At 65.8% G+C, this 21,565-nt stretch carries 20 protein-coding genes; 13 read left to right on the top strand and 7 right to left on the bottom strand.

Annotation, left to right across the window (positions count from 1 at the left end; translation table 11 throughout):
- Position 1 precedes the first annotated feature (1 nt).
- The gene (locus MF6396_RS11575; RefSeq protein WP_043861496.1) at positions 2-790 is read left to right on the top strand and encodes an amino acid ABC transporter ATP-binding protein; all 789 of its coding nucleotides are present in this window, start codon (positions 2-4) and stop codon (positions 788-790) included.
- 99 nt (positions 791-889) lie between these two features.
- On the opposite strand, the gene MF6396_RS11570 is transcribed toward MF6396_RS11575, so the two are convergent.
- Positions 890-1,183 (bottom strand): hypothetical protein, encoded by a 294-nt coding sequence (locus MF6396_RS11570; protein ID WP_078480362.1) that lies wholly within the window; start codon positions 1,181-1,183, stop codon positions 890-892.
- Between the two features lie 158 nt (positions 1,184-1,341).
- Positions 1,342-3,072, bottom strand: coding sequence for a hypothetical protein (locus tag MF6396_RS11565; RefSeq protein WP_078480361.1), 1,731 nt, complete (start codon positions 3,070-3,072; stop codon positions 1,342-1,344).
- Positions 3,073-3,269: 197 nt separating this feature from the next.
- On the opposite strand from MF6396_RS11565, the gene MF6396_RS29215 reads away from it, so the two are divergent.
- The 5 genes from MF6396_RS29215 (at position 3,270) to MF6396_RS11540 (ending at position 7,994) form a co-directional block, all read left to right on the top strand.
- On the top strand, positions 3,270-4,061 hold the full coding sequence (locus MF6396_RS29215; protein WP_153046083.1) for a hypothetical protein: 792 nt from the start codon (positions 3,270-3,272) through the stop codon (positions 4,059-4,061).
- 2 nt (positions 4,062-4,063) lie between these two features.
- Positions 4,064-5,704, top strand: a complete 1,641-nt coding sequence (locus tag MF6396_RS11555; protein ID WP_078480359.1) for a hypothetical protein — start codon at positions 4,064-4,066, stop codon at positions 5,702-5,704.
- A 37-nt stretch (positions 5,705-5,741) separates the two neighbouring features.
- Positions 5,742-6,380 (top strand): glycine zipper domain-containing protein, encoded by a 639-nt coding sequence (locus MF6396_RS11550; protein ID WP_058540130.1) that lies wholly within the window; start codon positions 5,742-5,744, stop codon positions 6,378-6,380.
- Positions 6,381-6,410: 30 nt separating this feature from the next.
- Positions 6,411-6,872 carry a DUF4870 family protein gene (locus MF6396_RS11545; RefSeq protein ID WP_054914589.1) on the top strand — a complete coding sequence of 154 codons (462 nt, stop codon included), beginning with the start codon at positions 6,411-6,413 and terminating at the stop codon, positions 6,870-6,872.
- A 306-nt stretch (positions 6,873-7,178) separates the two neighbouring features.
- Entirely contained in the window at positions 7,179-7,994 is an 816-nt protein-coding gene (locus MF6396_RS11540) for a gamma-glutamyl-gamma-aminobutyrate hydrolase family protein (RefSeq protein WP_043861344.1), read from the top strand.
- Here MF6396_RS11540 and MF6396_RS11535 read toward each other — a convergent pair.
- On the bottom strand, positions 7,984-8,898 hold the full coding sequence (locus MF6396_RS11535) for a LysR family transcriptional regulator (protein WP_078480357.1): 915 nt from the start codon (positions 8,896-8,898) through the stop codon (positions 7,984-7,986). The genes MF6396_RS11540 and MF6396_RS11535 overlap by 11 nt on opposite strands.
- 112 nt (positions 8,899-9,010) lie before the next feature.
- Here MF6396_RS11535 and araD1 point away from each other — a divergent pair, with 112 nt between their 5' ends.
- From araD1 to MF6396_RS11515, 4 genes are all read left to right on the top strand, one after another.
- Entirely contained in the window at positions 9,011-10,009 is a 999-nt protein-coding gene (araD1, locus tag MF6396_RS11530) for an AraD1 family protein (RefSeq protein ID WP_078480356.1), read from the top strand.
- A 63-nt stretch (positions 10,010-10,072) separates the two neighbouring features.
- Positions 10,073-11,389, top strand: coding sequence for an MFS transporter (locus MF6396_RS11525; RefSeq protein WP_443217204.1), 1,317 nt, complete (start codon positions 10,073-10,075; stop codon positions 11,387-11,389).
- A gap of 30 nt (positions 11,390-11,419) precedes the next feature.
- Positions 11,420-12,976, top strand: coding sequence for a UxaA family hydrolase (locus MF6396_RS11520; RefSeq protein ID WP_054914593.1), 1,557 nt, complete (start codon positions 11,420-11,422; stop codon positions 12,974-12,976).
- 31 nt (positions 12,977-13,007) lie between these two features.
- Positions 13,008-14,594, top strand: a complete 1,587-nt coding sequence (locus tag MF6396_RS11515) for an aldehyde dehydrogenase (NADP(+)) (protein WP_078480353.1) — start codon at positions 13,008-13,010, stop codon at positions 14,592-14,594.
- Between the two features lie 67 nt (positions 14,595-14,661).
- On the opposite strand, the gene MF6396_RS11510 is transcribed toward MF6396_RS11515, so the two are convergent.
- Together MF6396_RS11510 and MF6396_RS11505 are read right to left on the bottom strand one after the other, a co-directional pair.
- Positions 14,662-16,284 (bottom strand): ankyrin repeat domain-containing protein, encoded by a 1,623-nt coding sequence (locus tag MF6396_RS11510; protein ID WP_153046082.1) that lies wholly within the window; start codon positions 16,282-16,284, stop codon positions 14,662-14,664.
- Positions 16,285-16,318: 34 nt separating this feature from the next.
- On the bottom strand, positions 16,319-16,648 hold the full coding sequence (locus tag MF6396_RS11505; protein ID WP_043861351.1) for a hypothetical protein: 330 nt from the start codon (positions 16,646-16,648) through the stop codon (positions 16,319-16,321).
- Positions 16,649-16,967: 319 nt separating this feature from the next.
- Between MF6396_RS11505 and MF6396_RS11500 the strand changes: the two genes are divergently transcribed.
- Complete coding sequence (locus MF6396_RS11500; protein ID WP_043861352.1) at positions 16,968-18,041, top strand: NAD(P)-dependent alcohol dehydrogenase; 1,074 nt, start codon at positions 16,968-16,970, stop codon at positions 18,039-18,041.
- Between the two features lie 9 nt (positions 18,042-18,050).
- Here the strand turns inward: MF6396_RS11500 and MF6396_RS11495 are convergent, their stop codons facing one another.
- Positions 18,051-19,073, bottom strand: a complete 1,023-nt coding sequence (locus tag MF6396_RS11495) for a hypothetical protein (RefSeq protein WP_043861353.1) — start codon at positions 19,071-19,073, stop codon at positions 18,051-18,053.
- A 125-nt stretch (positions 19,074-19,198) separates the two neighbouring features.
- On the opposite strand from MF6396_RS11495, the gene thpR reads away from it, so the two are divergent.
- Together thpR and MF6396_RS11485 are read left to right on the top strand one after the other, a co-directional pair.
- Positions 19,199-19,741 carry an RNA 2',3'-cyclic phosphodiesterase gene (gene thpR, locus MF6396_RS11490; RefSeq protein WP_043861354.1) on the top strand — a complete coding sequence of 181 codons (543 nt, stop codon included), beginning with the start codon at positions 19,199-19,201 and terminating at the stop codon, positions 19,739-19,741.
- Between the two features lie 44 nt (positions 19,742-19,785).
- Positions 19,786-20,496, top strand: coding sequence for a hypothetical protein (locus MF6396_RS11485; RefSeq protein ID WP_078480350.1), 711 nt, complete (start codon positions 19,786-19,788; stop codon positions 20,494-20,496).
- A gap of 150 nt (positions 20,497-20,646) precedes the next feature.
- Here MF6396_RS11485 and MF6396_RS11480 read toward each other — a convergent pair whose 3' ends face one another.
- Positions 20,647-21,540: an AraC family transcriptional regulator gene (locus MF6396_RS11480; RefSeq protein ID WP_054914598.1), complete on the bottom strand. Its 894-nt coding sequence runs from the start codon at positions 21,538-21,540 to the stop codon at positions 20,647-20,649.
- Between the last annotated feature and the right edge of the window lie 25 nt (positions 21,541-21,565).

Genomic DNA, 21,565 nt, shown 5'->3' with positions numbered 1-21,565 from the left:
CATGACCGCACCACTGAGCCTTGCCGCTGCACGCCCCGACACGCACCCCGACCCGCGCAAGGTCGTGGTGAGCATCGACGGGCTGAACAAGTTCTATGGCGACTTTCACGTACTGCGCGACGTCGACCTCAAGGTGCGTGAAGGTGAGCGCATCGTGCTGTGCGGGCCGTCCGGCTCGGGCAAGTCGACGCTGATCCGCTGCATCAACCGCCTGGAGATCGCCGAAAAAGGCACCCTGCTGGTCAACGACACCGACCTGGCGCTGACCACGCGCCAGGCCGCCGAGGTGCGCAGCGAGATCGGCATGGTGTTCCAGCACTTCAACCTGTTCCCGCACATGAGCGTGCTCGACAACTGCACCCTGGCGCCGATGAGCGTGCGCGGCCTGTCGCGCAAGGAGGCCGAGGAGCGGGCACGGTTCTACCTGAACAAGGTGGGCATCGAGAGCCAGGCGGGCAAGTACCCCAGCCAGCTGTCGGGCGGGCAGCAGCAGCGCGTGGCAATCGCCCGGGCGCTGTGCATGAAGCCAAAGATCATGCTGTTCGACGAGCCGACCTCGGCACTGGACCCGGAGATGGTCGCCGAAGTGCTGGATGTGCTGGTCAAGCTTGCCGACACCGGCATGACCATGCTGTGTGTGACCCACGAAATGGGCTTTGCGCGACAGGTGGCCGAGCGCGTGCTGTTTCTGGACGGCGGGCAGATCATCGAGGATGCCCCGCCCGAGGCGTTCTTCAACAACCCGCAGAGTGATCGGGCCAAGGGCTTCCTGGCGCAGATTCTGCACTGAAGCCGCTGACCTTTCGCGGGTCACGCCCGCTCCCACAGGGGCTCACGCCGGCCTTGTAGGAGCGGGCTTGCCCCGCGAAGAGCCCACCACGTACTACGCCTAGCGCGCCTGCATCTTCGACTTGATGAACCCGGCCACGAACGTCAGCACTGCGCCGCCGGCACCACCGCCGACAATGCTGCTGATGATCGCCGCCATGTCCAGCGACCCGCCAGCCCCCATGGTGGCCCCTGGCTCACCGGTGATCGCGGCCAGTATCTGGCCCACGATCACCCCGCCCACCCCGCCAAAGATCGAATTGAGCAACGGCCCCATGCTCTGCTTGCTCATGCCGGCGGCATTGCCGCCTACCACACCACTGATGACCTGAATGACCAGACTCACGATGTCCATGGCTATACCCCTGCGCAGCGCTGATTGAGTGACGGCTCAGCTGCGACTACGACTACAGGCACTACCGGCGGCATCGAGACGTCTCGATCCGATCAACGACAGCCAGCTGTTGCGGATACGCGAAGTATAGGACAGGTACACGCCCTGCCCTTGCCCCCTCACACGTCGAAGTTCATGCGCCGCAGCCGCGCATCGATGGCCGGCGCGTTGAGCGCGCGGTTGAACACCAGGGCCAGCAGCAGCGACAGCGGCACCAGCGTGGGCAAGGCCCCCAGCATGCCGACCAGCGCATTGGGCAGCATGTGCTGCAGGCGTGGCCCGTCCCGCAGCAGGGCGATCGGCGTGTCCGGGAACAACGCCAGCAGCGGCATCAGGCAGAAGGCCAGCACCACGGCGGCCAGCAGCCGATTGCCCGGGCCCTTGCCCATGAAGCGGTTCATGCGGTGCCACAGCATGTCCTTGAACAGCCAGGTGCACAGCAGCCCCACGCCCACCAGCATCACCCCGTTGATCGGGCTGGTGAACGGCAGCACCAGGTAATGCTTGAACATGGCCCACACCGTGGCCGGGCCATCGGACCTGAACAGCACCTGCGGCCCGCCGAACTTCACCTCCAGAAGCTTGCCCGCGCTGAAAAAGAACAGCACCAGCATCAGCAGGCTCAGCCGCCAGAAGTAACCCAGCGCACGGCGCAGCACCAGCCTGGGCTCCAATTTGCTGCGCAGGGCCGTCTGCTGGTCCGAGGCGTTCTTGCGCAGCGCGAAGAAGCGATTGGCCTGCTCGGGGCTGACCGTGCCGTTTTTCACGTCCGACAGCTGGCTGACGTAATTCACGTGTCCAGACTCCTCGATCATGCGCCGGGCCACCGAACGCTCACTGGCCAGGGCCACCTGTTCGATGTCTGCCGGGTTTTCCAACTGCTCGATCACCCTGTCGAAGTAGCTGGCGGCCAGCCCGTCATCGAACACCACATGCCGGTAGCGGCCAAGCATGTTGCAACGGATGCTGCGCCGTCCGGCACGCACCTGGGCCTGGCTGTAATAGCAGGTGCCGTCCACGCTCAGTACCAGGTCGCCCTTCTCGGGTGTGTTGTCCGGGTAATAGGGCGCGGCGAACCCTTCGGCAGCCCGCTCGATGGTTTCGGGCTCATCCCCCCACTCGTCGACGTAAGGCTTGAGCCAGGTATCGTTGGACTTCAGGTGTACCGAATTGCCGACTGCCTTGGCCGACACCTCCAGGGTGTAGCGGGTGCAGATGAACTTGTCGCCCAAACAGCCGCCGCAGGTCACCTGCCCCCCCATGCAGCCGCACGCCACAGAGCCGCCCACACAACTGGGGCAGTTGTCGCCGCCTGCGCCCATGCAGTAGGCACAACTGCCACTGCCGGTGCGGCCGGAGCCGCCACAGCCCCAGCACTGCGTGCGGCCCTTGCCGCTGCAACTGCTGCATCTTAGCTTGCAACTGCCGTTGCACGCGGTGCAGCGCTGCTTGCCGTAACCGCTGCAGGTGCCGCAGGTATGGCTGGTGTAGAGCGGGTCCAGGGCAAACAGCTTCACCTGCTGGCTGCGCAGAAAATGCGCGGGATTGCTGCCCAGCCCCTTGAGCACACGGTTCTTGTAATGCGCCGCGCCCCTGCCCAGCAGCACTTGACGCTGCTCGGCCATCGACTGCTCGAGCTGGTGTTCGCTCACCGAATTGATCCGCAGCCCCACCGAAGCCGACTCGCGGCGCACTTCGGTCACCAGGCTCCAGCGCCGGCTCACGCTCACCGCGCGCCCCTTGTCCTCGCCCTGCTGCACGGTCAGCTCGAGATCGGAGGTGTCATAGCCGCACCCCTGCAGGCGGCTGCGCAGTGCTTGCTCCACGGTGCGGGTGAATGCCTGGGTCATCGTCTACTCCGTCTCAATGCGCGCGTCCTGTTTTCGCCTGCTGGCGTAATGCCACAGAATGCCACGCCGCCCCTGGCGTGCGCTACGCGTCACGTTTCGGTTGTCAGCAATTCTTGTATGAAACTGCCCAATATGTAGCCCTGTGCTACCATCCCGCGCAGCGGGTCACGCGCGCCATCAGTACAGGGAAGCACTCTTTGAAACACCACACCCCCTCACGTTTCAGCGCACTCGCCCTGGCCTGCTGGCTAATGGCCGGGCTCGCCTTCCAGGCATCCGGCGCGCTGGCCGACCAGTTGATCGGCACCCACCCCTCGGCTGCCGGCCCGATCAACCACATGGAAACCCCGCAGGGGCACGCCTACCTCACGCTGCCCCAGCGCAAGCTGCAATTGCAGCTGCCAGCGCAGTGGCGCGAAACCAATGTGGAGGGCACCTACGACCTGCAGGGCGAAACCGCCGTGGTGCTCAGCTACCGCACGCCGCAATGCGACTCGCAAAGCGCGCTGGTGGTGTTGTCCGGCACCTCGGCGTGGGGGCCTTACCGCCTGGGCGGCTGTTCCGACATGCTGGCCTTGCAGCGCGCCGAAGACGGCAAAAGCCTGGTGGCGATGCAGCTCAACGGCACGCAGTCGGCGGCCTGGACCTACTCGTCGCTCGACCGGCAGTTCCGCGGCCCGCTGCGGGTCGACCTGCCGAACCTGCTCAAGGGCCTGGCCAAGGCGACACCAGCCCCTGCCAGGGCCGCAGCGCCACGCCCTGCACCCGTCCAGCACGCCGTGGCCCCGACGCCCCCGCCGCAACCCAGGCCCGCGCCCGCGGTGGCCAGGGTCGAAGCCAAACCGCCAAAGCCTGCCCCGGCAGCAGCGCCATCGGCCGCGCCGCAGGTCACGCCCCAGGTCGCCACTGAAGTGGTCGACCGCGCCAAAACCGCGGCGCCGGCCCAGCGCCGGGTGACGCTCGACCTGACCTCCGAGCTGGAACACTAGCCGTGAACAGCCGCCTGTCGCCCGACCTGACGGGCCGGCCATGGCGCGAGTGGCTGCGCCGGCCTGTCGTGGCACGTGCGTCAACGCCCCGCCAGCAGCAACGCTTCGTGGCCCGCCTGATGCTGGGGCTGACGCTGTGTTACCTGCTCGTCGAGATGGGCTTCAACGCACGCCTGCTGGATGTGGTGGGCGGGCTGGCCAGCCCCGCCCAGGTCGAGTCGATCGAATTCTACGGACGCCTGATCGCCGGCACCGCCGTGGCCCTGCTGGGCCTGGGCTGGGTACTGAAAAGGGCCTGCAGCCAGTACTGGAGCCTGGGCCGCACGCTGGCCTGGTCTGCGCTGACGGTGGGCAGCTGCCTGCTGGTGGTGTTTTATGCGCAGCTGGCCCTGATCAACCACCTGGTCGCCACCTCCACCCCGCAGGAGCGTGCCCGCGCCGTGCTGGGCGTGCCCATCAGCTACCTGTTGGTGCATCGCGAGTTCGGCCTGAAGGGGCTGGAGCTGGGCACCGACGACTACAAGCGCCCCGAGGGCAAGACCCTGCTGGCCACCCTGCCGATTCTGTTGCAGTCGGTCGATCGCCTCGAAGAGCGGGTGCGCCAGCAGGGCCTGGCCTTCTTCGAACTGTTCGCCGAAACCCGCCGCGGCCCGCTGGCCGACAACTACCAGCGTTACCGCGAGGCCCTGGCCGAGCTGGACGAGCTGTACGGCAACTACCGCCAGGGCAGCCAGCGCTACCTGGACGCCACCAGCCCGGCCGCCATCGCCCGGCATCAGCAGCAGGCCTGGGACGATTACGTGCAGACCCTCAAGCAGCGCAATCGCCGCCTGACCCCAGGCAACGTGCCGCGCCGGCACTGGCCGCAGGTGCGCCGCATGCTGGATGACAAGGGCATTCAGGTGAGTGACAACTGGCAACCCGGCGACCGCGCCGGCTTCAACCTGGCCGTGGCCAAGCGCGTGCAGGGCCATGCCAGCGGCGCCTACGGCACCGAGCTGTTCAAGCATATCCAGGGCGACTGGATCAAACCCGGCCTGTCGCGCCAGGGGTTCTTCGCCGACCCGGCGATCCAGCAGCGCTGGCGTAGCGCGCTGTACCTGCCCGACAGCCTGTCACTCAAGCCCGACTGGTCGCTCGACGCCTATGAACAGGCGATCTACCGCCCGACCCTGCGCCTGGATGCCCAGCAACTGCTCGAAGAACGCCTGGTCGAGCCGGCCCGCTATGGCGAGCGCAACGACAAGGCCGACATCGGCCGCGACAGCTACCGCGCCCTGATCGTGCCGATGATCGCCCTGCTGTTCTCGTTGCTGGGGGCCTTCACCCACCTGTTCAAATGCACCCTGTTCGCCCTGCGCGCCGTGCGCCCGGTGCCGCGCCGCGCCTACTGGGGTGCGCTGGCGGTGTACGCGGTGGTGGTGCTGGCGCTGCCGATGCCGTTCAGCAACAAGGTCACCGAACAGCCGCTGTTTCTCACCCTCAAGCAGCGAGGCGCCAGCACCCTGGGCGCCATGGGCTGGGTGATCGCCCACGGTGCGCAGTGGACCGCCCAGGTGCAGCCGCTGTTCTACCCGCTCAACGAAGCGATACGCCTGCACCTGCTGCAAGGCCTGAGCTACGGCTACCACGACAACGACTGATGACAGCGCCCCGCCACGGCCTGAGAGGAGCCCCACCTTGACCCGCTCGACCACCCTTACCCTTGTACTTCTGGCTGGCAGCGTGCTGCTCGGCGGCTGCCAGAACTCGCAGATGGGCAGCACCGCACTGGGCGGTGCTGCCGGCTGCCTGGGCGGCGCGATCATTGCGGTCGGCACCGGCGGCAAGCCCGGTGTGGGCTGCGCCATTGGTGCCGCGCTGGGCGCCCCCAGTGGCTACTACATCGGCCGCCAGAAAGACCTGCAGCAGGCCCGGCAGGTGCAGGCCGACATCGAGCGCCAGTCTGCCGACGTAGCCGCCGTGCAGGTCAGTACCCGCCAGGTCGCGGTGCCGGCCGACGAGCGCAATGCGGTGGGCGCCGCCAGCATCGATGCCGTCGACTCCATGCAGGTGAACGTACCCCAGGCCCTGGTCAACAAGCGCGACAAGCGCCTCAAGGAGCCCCTGGGCCGTGTCGGCAGCTACGTGTCCGGTGCCCGCAGCAAGGCCAATGTGGTGGTCACCACCCGCAGCAAGGGCGACTTCAACTACATCGTCAGAACCATCAAGAGCGGCTACAACGGCAAGGTCGCCACCGACAAGGTCACCTACCAGTACCGCGAGCAGACCCGCGGCACCCAGTCGGCGATTCAGGTCATGCACGACGCCCAGGCTTAAGCCTTCCAACTCCAGTGGAGAACAGCAAGCATGCAGGATTTCAAGATTCAACGCCCCGACCCGGATGGCCGCGCAAAGCCGCAGAGCAAGCCGCAAAGCCAACCGCAGCAGCCCGACAGCACCGACCACACGGCCTACTACAAGCCGCGCCACCGCCAGGCGCAGCAGAACCAGAGCACCTACACCCGCAGCAGCGACAACGGCCCGATGCTGGTCTACGTGCTGTACCTCATCAGCCTGCTGGTGGTGGTCACCGCGCCTGCCGGGCTGGTCTACGCCTACCAGAGCCGCGCTGGCGCAAATGACCTGGACCGCAGCCACTACACCTTCCAGATCCGCATGTTCTGGATCGGCCTGTTGCTGCTGGGGGTGGGCGTCATCGGCATACCCTTCGTGTTCGGCTGGTTCGTGCTGGTCGGCTGGGCTGTCTGGTTGCTGTACGCAATCACCACCGGCATGCGGCGCTGGCGCAAGGGCCAGCCGGCCAGCTGAGGCCTGGTTGCCTACGCCGAAAGTCGTACGTTAAATATAATGAACTACCAAGCACGCTAACAATTGACATTAATCCTTATAAAACAAGGTGTTGGGTTATATTCCTAGAAACAACATAAGGAAATTAGCCTGCCACAGGGTAAAGCCGTTTGACATATTTAACGGCTCTGGCAAGCTATGTCACAGGTTTCGACCGGGAGTCGTCCTTCCAGGCGCTCTCGGCAGTGCTCGAAACCTCAGGTAGCGTCAGCGGTTCCCGATGCGCCTGCACAACAATGACAGGCCGAGCCTGTCCCAAGGTGACATATGCCCAACAGCAACATTGGCAATAAGAATCAGACCCTGCGCAAGCCTGTCGTGCTCATGACCATGGGTGCCCAGGAACGCAAGGGCCATGCCTACCAGGTAATGACCCACAAATACATCCAACCCCTGGTCGACCATGCCGGATGCGTGCCGGTTCTGGTTCCGACCTGCTGCGGTACCGAAGACCTCGAGCAGTACCTGGACATGGCCGACGGCGTGTACCTGACCGGTGCCGGCAGCAACATCGACCCGGCGCTGTATGGCCAGGAGAACGAAACCCCGGGCAAGGCCCAGGACCGCGACCGCGACCTGTTCGACCTGCCGCTGGTGCAACTGGCCATCGCCCGTGGCCTGCCTATCTTCGGTATCTGCCGCGGCATGCAGGAAATCAACGTGGCACTGGGCGGCGACATCTACCAGAAGGTCTATGCCGAGCCAGGCTTCAACGATCACCGGGAGAACCCCGACGATCCGGTTGATGTGCAGTACAGCCAGGTTCACAGCGTGCGCCTGGAAGCCGGCAGTTGGCTGCGCGAACTGCTGCAGAGCGATGAAATCCGCGTCAACTCGCTGCATGGCCAGGGCCTGAAGACCCTGGGTGAAGGCCTCGAGCCACTGGCACGTGCCGAAGACGGGCTGGTGGAAGCGATCCATGCACCAAGCCTGTCGCCGTTCCTGTTCGCGGTGCAATGGCACCCGGAATGGCAGGCGGCGCAGAACCCGGACTCGGTGAAGATGTTCGAAGCCTTCGGCCAGGCCTGCCGCCAGCAGGCAGCCAAGGGTCAGGCGGCGAAGAAGGTCGGCTCTACGGCCTGATTCGCGCCAACCGTTTCGCCGGCACCGGCAGTTCCACCCCCTTGCGCGTGACCACCTCATAGGGCTCGCTGCGCGAGTTCAATTCCAGCGGCAGTTGCGCCAGCATCCCATGCTCGAGCGCGATCCTGGCCGAGTCCCACGGCATCACCGCCACCAGCCCACGGTCCTGCAACAGCAACGTGAGCGTGGTAAAAGTTGATGAAGTTTCAATGGGATACAGCGGAAAGCTCAAACCCGCCTCACGAAATTCACGCTCCAGCGTCAAGCGCATCGGCATGTTCACCGGAAACACCACCCAGCGTGAATCGGCCAACGCCTCGAGCCTCAACTCGGCACACCCCACCAGCGGGTGCTGCAGATTGGCCACCACCACCAACTGCTCCTGATGCCTGGCCCGGCTCACATAGGCGCCCGGTCGCGGGCTCACGCTGGTTCGGCAGATCACCACATCCAGACGGCCCTGATCGAGCAAGCTGAGCAGGCGGTCGCTGGTGTCCTCGACGATCGATACCGACAGGTCCGGCTGGCTCTCGCGCAGACGCGCCAGGCCCTCCACCAGCATCGGTACCGCCCCCATGATCGACCCCACCGACAGCCGCCCGCCGTGGCCCTGCAGAATACCGATCATCTCTTCGCGCAGGTGCGCCAGGTCGGTATTGATCAGGCGCGCATAACGCACCACGCAGCGCCCCAGGTCATTGGCCTCCAGCCCCTTGCTGGTGCGCTCGAACAGCACCGCGCCCAGGGTCGATTCGATTTCATTGAGGGCCTTGGTCGCGCCCGGCTGGGTAATCGACAGGGCCTGGGCGGCCTTGTGGATCGAGCCCAGCTCGTCGAGGCTGATCAGCAGGCGCAACTGGCGCATGCGCAGGCGCGAAGCCATGGTAGTCAGGGGTGGCAGCATAGGTGATTACTTTTGGTTATCCCTCGGTCAACAGCTGTCATTAGGCAGCAAAGCCACGCAAATTTAAAGTGTCGGACAACAGCCCTCCCCACAAGAACAATCAGGAGTCAGCATGCGTCTGATCCAATTCGAAACCCCTGCAGCCGCGCGTCACGTCGGCGTCATCGAAGGCGACCTGATCCAGGTGGTACGCAATACCCGCACCATGCGTGAACTGGCCCTGGCCGCGATTCGCAACACCCGCAGCCTGTGCGACGAAGTGCTCGCCCGCGGCCTGGACGCCACCGCCCACAGTTACGCCCAGGCCCTGGCCGACTGCCGGGTGCTGCCGCCGCTGGACCACGACGACCCCGCCCACTGCCTGATCAGCGGCACCGGCCTGACCCACCTGGGCAGCGCCTCGACCCGCGACAAGATGCACCAGCAGAAAATCGACGACAGCACCGCCCTGACCGACACCGCCCGCATCTTCCAGTGGGGCATCGAAGGCGGCCGCCCGCCCTCCGGCACCGCCGGTGTGCAGCCGGAATGGTTCTACAAGGGCGACGGCTCGATCGTGGTACGCCCCGGCCAGCCGTTCCAGAGCCCCGCCTTTGCCGAAGACAGCGGCGAAGAGCCCGAGCTGGCCGGCCTGTACGTGATCGGCGATGACGGCCAGCCCTACCGGGTAGGCTTCGCCATCGGCAACGAGTTCTCCGACCATGTGATGGAGCGGCGCAACTACCTGTACCTGGCCCACTCCAAGCTGCGCAACTGCTCCTACGGCCCCGAGTTGCGGGTCGGCGAGCTGCCCGGTCACCTGGGCGGCGTCAGCCGTATCCACCGCGGTGATAACCTGCTGTGGGAAAAGGAATTCCTCAGCGGCGAGGACAACATGTGCCATTCGCTGGAGAACCTGGAGTACCACCACTTCAAGTACACCCAGTTCCTGCGTCCGGGCGATGTGCACGTGCACTTCTTCGGCACCGCGACCCTGTCGTTCGCCGACCAGGTCAAGGCCGCGCCCGGCGACGTGTTCGAAATCAGCCTGCCCGAGTTCGGCGCCCCGCTGCGCAATGGCATCAGCGTGACGCCTTCGGCCATCTCACCCGGCGAGGTGAAAGCGCTCTGAACCGCAGGCGGCGCCCCGCGCGCCGCCGCGGCATTTCATAACAACCATAAGAGTGAGATGAGCATGAAAGACACCTCCTTGCAGGCCGCCCCGGCACCTGCCCTGGCTGCCACCGATGCCCAGCGGCCCACCACCGTGCGCTGGCGCATCTTCCTGATCCTGCTGTTGCTGGCCGCGATCAACTACATCGACCGCGCCTCGCTGTCGGTGGCGCTGCCGCTGATCTCGGCGGAATTCGAACTGACCCCGGCCATGGAAGGCCTGATTCTCAGCGCGTTCTTCTGGTCGTACGCACTGATGCAGATCCCCAGCGGCATGCTGCTGGACCGTTTCCAGGTGCGCAACATCATCGGCGCCGCCACCATCGGCTGGGGGGCCTTCCAGGCACTGGCCGGCGGCGCGCACAACTGGATCACCCTGCTGATCACCCGCGTCGGCCTGGGTGTGGCCGAATCGCCGATCATGCCGGCCGGGGCCAAGCTCAACGGCGCCTGGCTGACCCCCAACGAGCGTGGGCGTGGCGCCACCCTGGTGGACGGCGGCGCACCGCTGGGCACCGCATTCGGCGCGATCATCATCGCCGGCCTGATCACCTGGTTCGACTCCTGGCGCATCGCCTTCGTGATCGCCGGGGTGGGCACCATCGTGGTCGGCATCTGGGCCTGGTGGTACATCCGCAACCACCCTTCCGAGCACCCCAAGGTCAACGCCGCCGAGCTGGACTACATCAACCAGGCCAACGCGGTGGCCAGCGACGGCAACGGGCGCAAGGCGATCCTCAAGGAGTTGCTCAAGAGCCGCTCGGTACTGGCCATGTTCGCCGGCTATGCCTGCTACAACAGCGTGTTCTACGGCCTGCTGACCTGGATGCCGAGCTACCTGCACCAGGCCCACAACCTGGACATCAAGGCCATGGGCGGCGCCACCTTCCTGATCTTCATGTGCGGCTTCGTCGGCGAGCTGATCGGCGGCTGGATCGCCGACAAGTGGAAAGCCAGCGGCGGCCAGCCCAACACCGTGATGCGCAGCATGTTCGCAGGCGCCGCCGCCGTGGCTGCCCTGTGCAGCCTGCTGGTGGCCTACACCCCGGATGCCGCGCGGGTCATCGCCCTGCTGTGCGTCGCGCTGTTCTTCATCCGTTGGTGCGGCATGTACTGGTGCCTGCCGGCGATCCTGGGCGGCAAGTCCAAGGCCGGCATCCTGGGCGGCAGCATGAACTTCTGCGGCAACATGGTCGGCGTACTGGTGCCGATCCTGATCGGCCTGATCGTGCAGTTCACCGGCTCCTACTTCCTGGCCCTGATCTTCTTCGTGGTCATGGCCTTCGGCCTGATGCTGTTCTCCGGCCTGATCGACTATCGCGAGCGCGGCCTGGCGTAAGCCCGGCCCACGCCTCTGGAGATGACTGAGATGCAACTCATTACAACAACAGGCAGCGACAGCGCCGCCAATGCCGTGATCCGCCTCAACCCGCTGGACGACGTGCTCATCGCCCGCCAGCCCCTGCCCAAGGGCCTGCACCTGCAGGCCGAGCACATCGAGGTGCTGCAGGCCATCCCGGCCGGGCACAAGGTGGCGGTGCGCGCCATCGCCCCCGGCCAGCCGCTGCGCCGCTACGGGCAGATCATCGGCTTTGCCAGCCAGCCCATCGCCGCCGGCGAGCATGTGCACGTGCACAACCTGGCCATGGGCGACTTTGCCCGCGACTACGCCTTCGGCGTGGACGCCAGGGGTACACCGGCCAGCACCGACGATACCTTCATGGGCATCGTGCGCGCCGACGGCCGGGTGGCCACGCGCAACTACATCGGCATCCTCACCTCGGTGAACTGCTCGGCCACCGTGGCACGCGCCATCGCCGACCATTTTCGCCGCGACATCCACCCCGAGGCGCTCGCGCCCTACCCCAACGTGGACGGCGTGGTGGCCCTGACCCACGGCGTGGGCTGCGCGGTCGACCCCGGCGGCGAGGCACTGGCGATGCTGCAGCGCACCCTGGGCGGGTACGCGGTGCATGCCAACTTCGCCTCGGTGCTGATGATCGGCCTGGGCTGCGAGACCAACCAGATCCCCGACCTGCTGGCTGCCCAGGGCCTGAACAGCAGCCACACCCTGCGCACCTTCACCATCCAGGGCACCGGCGGCACCACGCGCACCATTGCCAGCGGCATCGCCCAGGTCAAGTCGCTGCTGGCCGAAGCCGATCAGGTGCGTCGCGAGCCGGTCAGCGTCAGGCACCTGACCGTCGGCCTGCAATGTGGCGGCTCCGACGGCTATTCGGGCATCACCGCCAACCCGGCACTGGGCAATGCGGTGGATCGCCTGGTGGCGGCCGGTGGCACCGCGATACTGTCCGAAACCCCGGAAATCTATGGCGCCGAGCACCTGCTCACGCGCCGTGCGGTCAGCCGCGAAGTGGGCGAAAAGCTGATCGCGCGCATCCACTGGTGGGAAGCCTACTGCGAGCGCATGGGCGCCGAACTGAACAACAACCCCTCGGCCGGCAACAAGGCCGGCGGGCTCACCACCATTCTCGAAAAATCCCTGGGCGCCGTGGCCAAGGCCGGCTCCAGCGACCTGATGGACGTCTACGAATACGCCGAACCGGTGCGTGCCCACGGCCTGGTGTTCATGGACACCCCCGGCTACGACCCGATCTCGGCCACCGGCCAGGTCGCCGGCGGCGCCAACCTGATCGCCTTCACCACCGGGCGCGGTTCGGCCTACGGCTGCGCACCGTCGCCCTCGATCAAGCTGGCCACCAACACCCGCCTGTGGGAAACCCAGGAAGACGACATGGACGTGAACTGCGGCGGCATCGCCGACGCCAGCACCACCATCGAGGAACGCGGCGAACACATCTACCGCCTGATGCTGCGCATTGCCTCGGGCGAGCGCAGCAAGAGCGAACAACATGGCTACGGCCAGAACGAATTCGTGCCCTGGCAGATCGGCGCCATCACCTGAGCCCCTGCCCTCAACCGACAAGGACCCCGCAATGACCTCTGTTCTCGGCCACAACTACATCGCCGGCCAGCGCAGCGCTGCCGGCACCACCGTACTGCAGAGCCTGGATGCGAGCACCGGCGAAGCGCTGGCGTGCACCTTCATCCAGGCCACTGCCGAAGAAGTGGACGCCGCCGCCAAGGCTGCCGCCAGCGCCTACCCGCAGTTCCGTACGCTGCCTGCGACGCGGCGCGCCGAATTTCTTGATGCCATCGCCGACGAGCTGGACGGACTGGGCGATGACTTCATCGCCACGGTATGCCGCGAAACCGCCCTGCCCGCTGCACGCATCCAGGGCGAACGCGGGCGCACCAGCGGGCAGCTGCGCCTGTTCGCCAACGTGCTGCGCCGTGGCGACTTCCACGGGGCACGCATCGACCGCGCGCTGCCAGAGCGCCAGCCACTGCCGCGCCCGGACCTGCGCCAGTACCGCATCGGCCTGGGGCCGGTGGCGGTGTTCGGCGCCAGCAACTTTCCGCTGGCCTTCTCCACGGCCGGCGGCGATACCGCCTCGGCGCTGGCCGCTGGCTGCCCGGTGGTGTTCAAGGCTCACAGCGGGCACATGGCCACCGCCGAATGGGTGGCCGATGCGATCCTGCGCGCTGCACAGCGCACCGGCATGCCGGCGGGGGTATTCAACATGATCTATGGCGCAGGCGTGGGGGAATGGCTGGTGCGCCACCCGGCGATCCAGGCGGTGGGCTTCACCGGCTCGCTCAAGGGCGGCAACGCCCTGTGCAAAATGGCCGCCGAGCGCCCGCAGCCGATCCCGGTGTTCGCCGAGATGTCGAGCATCAACCCCGTCATCCTGCTGCCACAGGCGCTGCAGGTGCGTGGGGCGGCCATCGCCCGCGAGCTGACCGGTTCGGTGACCCTGGGCTGCGGGCAGTTCTGCACCAACCCCGGCCTGATCATCGGCGTGCGCTCGCCGGCGTTCAGTGACTTTGTGCACGCCTTCGTCGCACAGATGGCCGAACAGCCTGCACAGACCATGCTCAATGCCGGGGCACTGGCCAGTTATGCCAAGGGGCTGGAGCACCTGCACCGCCATCCTGGCCTCACGCACCTGGCAGGGGCCGCGCAGAACGGGCGCCAGGCGCAACCCCAGCTGTTCAAGGCCGATGTGAACTTGTTGCTGCAAGGTGATGATTTGCTTCAGGAAGAAGTGTTCGGCCCAGCCACCATCGTTATCGAGGTAGAGGACGATGCGCAGCTGGCGCTGGCATTGCAAGGGCTGCGCGGACAACTGACCGCCACCCTGATCGGCGAGCAGGCCGAGTTGCTCGAATACCGCTGGCTGGGTGAGTTGCTGGTGGAAAAGGTCGGGCGGGTTCTGCTCAATGGCTATCCGACGGGGGTCGAGGTGTGCGATGCGATGGTGCATGGCGGACCGTACCCGGCCACGTCCGATGCCCGGGGCACCTCGGTGGGTTCACTGGCGATCGATCGGTTCCTGCGCCCGGTGTGCTTGCAGAACTACCCCGATGCACTGCTGCCCGAAGCGTTGCAGAATGCCAATCCGCTGGGAATCCAGCGGCTGGTCGATGGCGTCATGAGCCGCGAGGCTGTCGGCGCCTGATGCGGGCGCCTTCGCCGGCAAGGCCGGCTCCTGCACCTGCAGGGGCCAGCCTTCCCGGCAACTGGGGTCAACCCTTGTTGGCAGCCAGGCTGTCAACCAGCATTGCGCTCTGCGCATCGCTGGCTTCGATCATCAGCTGCTTCAGGCTCTTGTCGAAGCCCGGGAACGGCGCTTCGAAGTTGAACGTGGACTTGCCCAGCAGCCCGCCCACGTACTGGATACGCGCCGCGTCCCAGCTCACCTGCTTCTGACGGCCCAGGCGCGGGTCGCGCAGGAACACCAGTTGCACCGGGGTAACGCCCGAATAGTCCGCCTTGTCCAGATCGGCACCGGCCGCGATCAGCGCATTGGCCACGGTCTTGTCACGCTGCGTGATGCAGTAGTGCAAAGCAGTCTGGCCCGCGTAGTTCACCGCGTTGATGTCCTGGCTGGCGATCAGGCGCTGGCCCAGTTCCGGGCGCTCCTTGGTCAGGCTGTTGCTCTTGCACAGCTCGTGCAGCGGCGTGTTGCCGAACAGGTTGGCCGTCTTGGCATTGGACAAGGCCAGCAGCTGGTCGAAGTGCGCGTCCGAGCAATCGCGCCACGCGTTCTTCAGGCACATCATCAGCCGGGTATTGCCCTCTGCGGTGGTCTTGAGCGGGTCGGCGCCCAGGCTCACCAGCATGTCGTAGGCATTCTCGGCCACATAGTGGACCGGCAGCTCGGCTTCGGCGACCAGCGGCTTGTTCAGGTCGATGTCAGAGGCCTGCAGCAGGTACTTGAGCGACTCCACATCGGCCACGTAGCCGTCACGGGTAGACTTGCCGGCCAGCGCTTCCTTGAGCTTGTAGTGGTTGGGCGGCACGTCCTGGTACGGCACCAGCACCTGTACATCCAGCTCGCGGTAGATCACGGTCTTGCCGGTGTCCTGCCCCGCCGCGTAGGTTTCGCGTTTTTCGACGGTCTTTTCCGGCCAGTCGGGCGAGACGAAGTACTGGATCGAATCGCCATCGCGCTGGCCATCCTTGTAGGCAGTGACCTTACGCAGACGGTAGGTGCCGTCGTCGAGCAGCACGAACTCCTCCTGCAGGCCCTCCAGCTTGCCCTGGTTGTAGTGCTTGCGCTCCTGCAACTGGCCGGTCGGGTAGAAGGTTTCCTGCACGCCATCGAGCTGGCCGCTGCCGTCCTTGTCATAGTTGGCGACCACGGCCGGCACCTGCTCGCCATTGACCACGCGCCAGGCCGATTGGGCCAGGGTGCGACCGTTCTGCTTGCTGCCCTCTTCGTGCACCGTGACCTGTTCGCGGGTCTGCAGGCCGCTGGCGCAGTCGAACTGGCTCTCGGTCTGCTTCTTGCCGGCGATGACGATGCGCTGCTGCGGCTTTTTCTCGCCGCCGCTGCAATACACGGTCGTGGTGCCGGTCAGCTGGCCGTCATCGAGTTGCGCCTCGATGGCCACCGAGCCGTCGGCATTGTGGGTAACCCAGTCGCCCTGGACCTTGCCGTTCTTGACCTTGAACTCGGAGATCAGCGTGTCGCCTTCCTTCCAGATGATGGTGCCGGACACCGGCTCCTTGGTCTTCTTGTCCACATAGATGGCAGTGGGCTTGCCCTTGCTGCCCTTGGAGGTGGTGACCTCGTCCCACTGGTAACTCGACCCGCAGCCAGCCAGCAACGCGGCAATGCCTGATACAGCCAGTACTTTTTTCACAGAACGTCCTTGGAGTTGAATGTGGCGTGGGGAGTTACTTGATGCGGGTCAGGGTCATGCTGACCAGCTCACCGCCGTCCAGCACCACCAGGCGGTTGCCGTTGTCTTCGACGCGCGCGTTCATCACCGCGGTGCCGTTCTTGTCGCGGGCGACGACGGTGTCACCGTCACGCTTCCACTCGTCGATCTCGTACTTGTCGCCCAGCAGGGTGATGTAGTCCTCGTCCAATTCTGCGGTACCCACGTTGCTCTTGAAGCCCATCACGCTGGCCTGCACGTTGAACTTGCCTTCGATGGCATCGCTGCCGCAGCCGGCCAGGGCGGCGAACAGCGAGGTGAGCACCAGCGTCTTGATGATTTTCATTAACCGAGTCCTTAGCACGTATCTGTCTTGTGGGTTGCACGCTGGCACTTTCATATCAACCTGCCAGCATGAGCAACCTATGACCCTGTCCTACAATTTAAGTTCACCTCACAAACAACTTTAGATTATTTGAATAACTATCTGTTTTAAAACAAATGATGATGAAAATAGCCTGGGAACCCGGTGATTTGTTTTCTACGCAGATGAGCCCCGCCATGGCCTATGCTCATCAGCTTGACCCGGATCAACAGCCCGCCGCCCGTGCAGGCGCACCCTGCCCCATGAAGTTGCGCGTGTACCCCCTTGAGGAGAAACGACCATGGCCCGCATGAAAGCTGCAATCTTTGTCGAAAAGAACCGCATCGTGCTCGATGAAAAACCGATCCCCGAGGTCGGCCCCTCGGACGCCCTGATCCGCATCACCACCACCACCCTGTGCGGCACCGACGTGCATATCCTGCGCGGCGAGTACCCGGTGGAAAAGGGCCTGACCATCGGCCATGAACCGGTCGGCATCATCGAAAAGCTCGGCGCCCAGGTTAAGGGCTTCACCGAGGGCCAGCGCGTCATCGCCGGCGCCATCACCCCCAGCGGCCACAGCTATGCCTGCCTGTGTGGCTGTTCGTCCCAGGACGGCCCCGGCACGCCGCACGGTTTCAAGCCGGCCGGCGGCTGGAAGTTCGGCAACACCATCGACGGCTGCCAGGCCGAATACGTGCTGGTGCCGGACGCCATGGCCAACCTCTCGCCGATCCCGGACGGGCTGAGTGACGAACAGGTACTGATGTGCCCCGACATCATGTCCACCGGGTTCTCCGGGGCCGAGCGCGGCGGCGTGCGTATCGGCGACACGGTGGCAGTGTTCGCCCTGGGCCCGATCGGCCTGTGCGCGGTGGCCGGGGCCAAGCTGATGGGCGCCACCACCATCATCGGCGTCGACACCGTGCCCGCGCGTCTTTCGGTAGCCCGCCAGCTGGGCGCCACCCACGTGGTGGACTTCAAGCAGGGCAACGTGGTGGACCAGATCATGGCCCTCACCCACGGCCGTGGCGTAGACGTGAGCATCGAGGCGCTGGGCACCCAGTCGACCTTCGAGTCGGCGCTGCGCATCCTGCGCCCGGGCGGCACGCTGTCGAGCCTGGGGGTGTATTCCTCGGACCTGACCATTCCGCTGTCGGCCTTTGGCGCCGGGCTTGGCGACTACAGCATCGTCAGCACCCTGTGCCCCGGCGGCAAGGAGCGCATGCGCCGCCTGATGGAGGTGGTGGCCAGCGGCAGCGTCGACCTCAAGCCGCTGGTGACCCACCGCTACAAGCTCGACGACATCGAGGCGGCCTACGAACTGTTCGCGCACCAGCGCGACGGCGTGATGAAAGTCGCGATCACTCCATGAGCACCGCCATCAGGGCTGCATCGCCGGCAAGCCGCTGCTGAGCACCAGGCTGTCGCGGATCTGCCCCGACAGCGCATTGACCCCCGCCATCACCCCGGTGGCGGGGTTCTGCATCAGGCCCTGCCATTCCTCGTTGAGCGCCACATTGAGGATCACCCGCAGCTGCTCGACCATGGCCGGGCGCTCGCTTTCGTGCATCATCGCGCCGATGCCCGCCGAGGCCACCGAGATCAGCGCCCCCACCGCCTTGCCCACCGCAGCCGCCACCGCGCTGGCCGCGCCGCGCGGCACCAGCGTTGCTTCGAGCTGGGCGCTGGCGCGCTTGGCCACCGACGACAGGCCCGTGTCGGACGGCGCCTGGCCTGCCGCCACCGCAGCCTTCTGGATCTGCTCGTTCAACGCCAGGTAGGCCGGCAGGGTCAGCAGTGGCTGGGCTGTGATCAGCTGATGCACCGAGGCGTCGCGTGCGGCCGGCGGGCCGAGGGCGATGGCGGGAATGCGGTTCAGGTGCAGGGCGAACTGGTCGGGGGCGGCGCGGTAGCGCTGGCCGATACCTTGCAGCTGCTGGCCGAGCAGTTGCACGTACAGTTGGGTGGCGCGCTCGCGGATCAGCTGCGGGTTGATTTCCCTGGCCACCGGCTCCAGCACCCGTTCGCGGTACTGCTCCTGCAGGTAGAGCGCCAGGCGGTCCTCGCCGGGCGCGGTCTGCTGGTTCTTGCTGACCTTGTACCAGGCCACCTTGAGGGTCAGCCACTGCTGGGTCCAGTAGCCGGTGAACCACGGAATGAAGTCCGCCTCGGTACGCGCGTGCACTGCGTCTTTCCATACCTTCATGGAGCGTCGCGCATAGTCCTGGGCGGAACGGCTGGCGCCCTCGGAGGCGTCGATGATGTCCCAGTCGACACGTTGCCAGGCGGCCTGGGACAGCACCACCGGGGGTTGCGGCGCTGGTGTCGGCCGGGACCGGGCGCAACCGCCGATGGCCAGCAACAGTGCAAGGGTGCACAGGGCGAGCAGGATGCGCTGGTTCAAGGTCGGCCCCCCGGTGCAGTGAAGCGCTTGCCTGGAGTATAGCGAGCGGCGCGGGAACCACGGCTGGCCTTGGTCGGCGCTGCTCGGTACCCTGTCGGCACCTGCACACATTCAAGGGAGCTTCCATGCGAGGTGAACTGCGAACCCCGGGCGAGCCGTTCAAGCGCCTGTTCATCGCCCTGCCCTGTACCGAGCAGCAATGCCGGGCCATCGGCAAATGGCGCAGCACACTGGGGATCACCCGTGGTCGTCCGGTGCCTGCGGCCAATTTTCACCTGACGCTGATGTTCCTTGGGGAAGTCGGCGTCTCGCGCCTGCCTGCGCTGTGCGACGCCATGGCGGCGGTGCCGCGCCCCGAAGGCCCGCTGCGCCTGGAGCTGGACCGGCTGGTCGCATGGCACCGCGCTGATGCACTGGTGCTGGAGCCCACGCAGACGCCGGTGGCCTTGCGTCAATGGGTGTATGCCCTGCAGCAGGCGTTGCTGCCGCTGGGCGTGGAAGACAGCGTGCGTGAGTTTCGTGCGCACCTGACGCTGGTGCGCGACTACCCGGGTGATGTACCGGAGACGCCGGAGCCACCGGCGTTCAGATTGAACATCGACGATTTCGTGTTGTTCGAGTCCAGTGGCGGCCGCTACAAGCCGATAGCGCAGTGGCCGCTGGCGTGAACCCCTGCCGACCGTGGTGTCGGCGCTGACTGGCAAGGAAGAGCATGTATTACTGGAACAAGGACAATTTCGAAGGCCTCAGGCGCATTGGCGAGGTCTATGCCTCCCGTGAAGGCTTTGCCGGTTTCTCGCGGTATTGCCTGCTGCGCGAACAGGGCCTGAAAAAGCCGGCGCTCAAGGCGCTGGACGAGTTTCTCGACGGTGCGCGTCAGCGGGAGGTGGGCCAGCAGCGGGCGATTGTCTGCGAGATTGCCGACCTTGCCTTCAGCAACAGTGGCGCGCATCAGTTGTTGTCGCATGCCTTGACCCGCTACCTCAGGCAGGTGCTGCGAGCCTGGTGCGACGAGGGTCCGGCGTTGGCCGAGCCTTATCGCTGGATGGGCAAGCTGACGGGCGAGTCGGCGTGGCTCCAGGCGGCACTGGCGCACGACCCGCAGGATCAGGTGGCGTTGCGGCAGTTGGCGCTGGATGAGCTGGGCGAGGTTGATTTCATGGTTCATCACCTGCATGAGTCGGTGTTTCTGGGTGACATTACCGTTGCGGCGACGAAGCTTGCGCGTGCCAGTGCGCTGGCGCGGCTGATCGAGGCCGAGACGACCCGCAGTTACATTGATGGTGAAGTGTGCAGCCTGCGTGAAATGCTCGAAGCCTGGGCGCAGTATCAGGCGGGTGATCGGGCGGTGGGGTTTGCCCAGTGGTGCGAGGCGCAGGCGCATGAGTTCCGGTTCCTGAAGAGCTACTACTACACCGAATGAGCGGTGGCCCACCGTCGCCCTCAAGATCCCGCGCCGCCCGCGCGGCGCTTCGCCGGCAAGGCCGGCTCCTACATCGGTTGCAACGCAGCCTTGCTCGCCCCCCTGTAGGAGCCGGCCTTGCCGGCGAACGAGCGCCACGCGCTCGCCTCCCTAGAGATAAGCCTGCTCCCGCCCCGGGCTGCGTTCGAAATGCCGCTTGTACTCGCGGCTGAACTGCGACGTGCTCTGATACCCCACCCGATGCGCCACCTGCGCCACACCCAACCCCTCGCCTATCAACATCTGCTGCGCCTTGAGCAAACGCAACCGCTTGAGGTACTGGATCGGCGACAGCAACGTGCAGCGCTTGAAGTGCTCATGAAACGTCGAGGTACTCATGTTCGCCCGCCCCGCCAACGCCTCCACGCTCAACGGCTCGGCGTAATGCTCGCGCAAATGGCTGAGGGCTGCAGCGATGCGCGCAAAATGCCCCTGCTGCTCCACCAGCGCCCGCAGCACCCCGGCCTGCGGCCCACGCAAGGCCACGTACAACACCTCGCGCACCCGCGCCGCCCCCATCACCCGGCTTTCCAGCGGGTCGTGCAGGCAACGCAGCAGCCGCTCCACGCTCTCGCGCATCGGCGCATCCAGCGCCGCTGATGTCATGGACTCGGGCGTCTGCGCCGCCACCACCTGGCCAGCCCCCAACCCCATGCTCTGCACCAGCTCGCTCAGCACCGTGCGGTCGATCGCCACCGACACGCCCAGCAGGGGTTCATCTTCGGTGGCGAAGGTTTCGCACATGAACGGCACCGACAGTGCCTGCACCAGGTAGTGGCCAGCCCCATATTCCAGGGTGCGCGGCCCCAGCCGGGCCAGTTTGCTGCCCTGGGCCAGGATCATCAGGCTCGGTTCGTAGATCTGCGGGCTGCTCGCCACGTAGTGGCTCCAGGACAACACCTGCACCTGCGGCAGGTGGGTGTCGACCGGGCCCGGGCGGGTGGCAAGGGGTTGGATCAGGGCGCAAAGCGTGGCATTGGCATCGGCGTGGCAGGTGAGCTGCATGGGGTACCGCATCAGAGGATCAGAC

Origin of the sequence: Pseudomonas sp. MF6396 (assembly GCF_002018915.1) — a bacterium.
Lineage (GTDB): Bacteria > Pseudomonadota > Gammaproteobacteria > Pseudomonadales > Pseudomonadaceae > Aquipseudomonas > Aquipseudomonas palmensis.
Note: the sequence above shows the minus strand (reverse complement) of the source record. Positions and strands in the feature narration are given on the sequence as shown.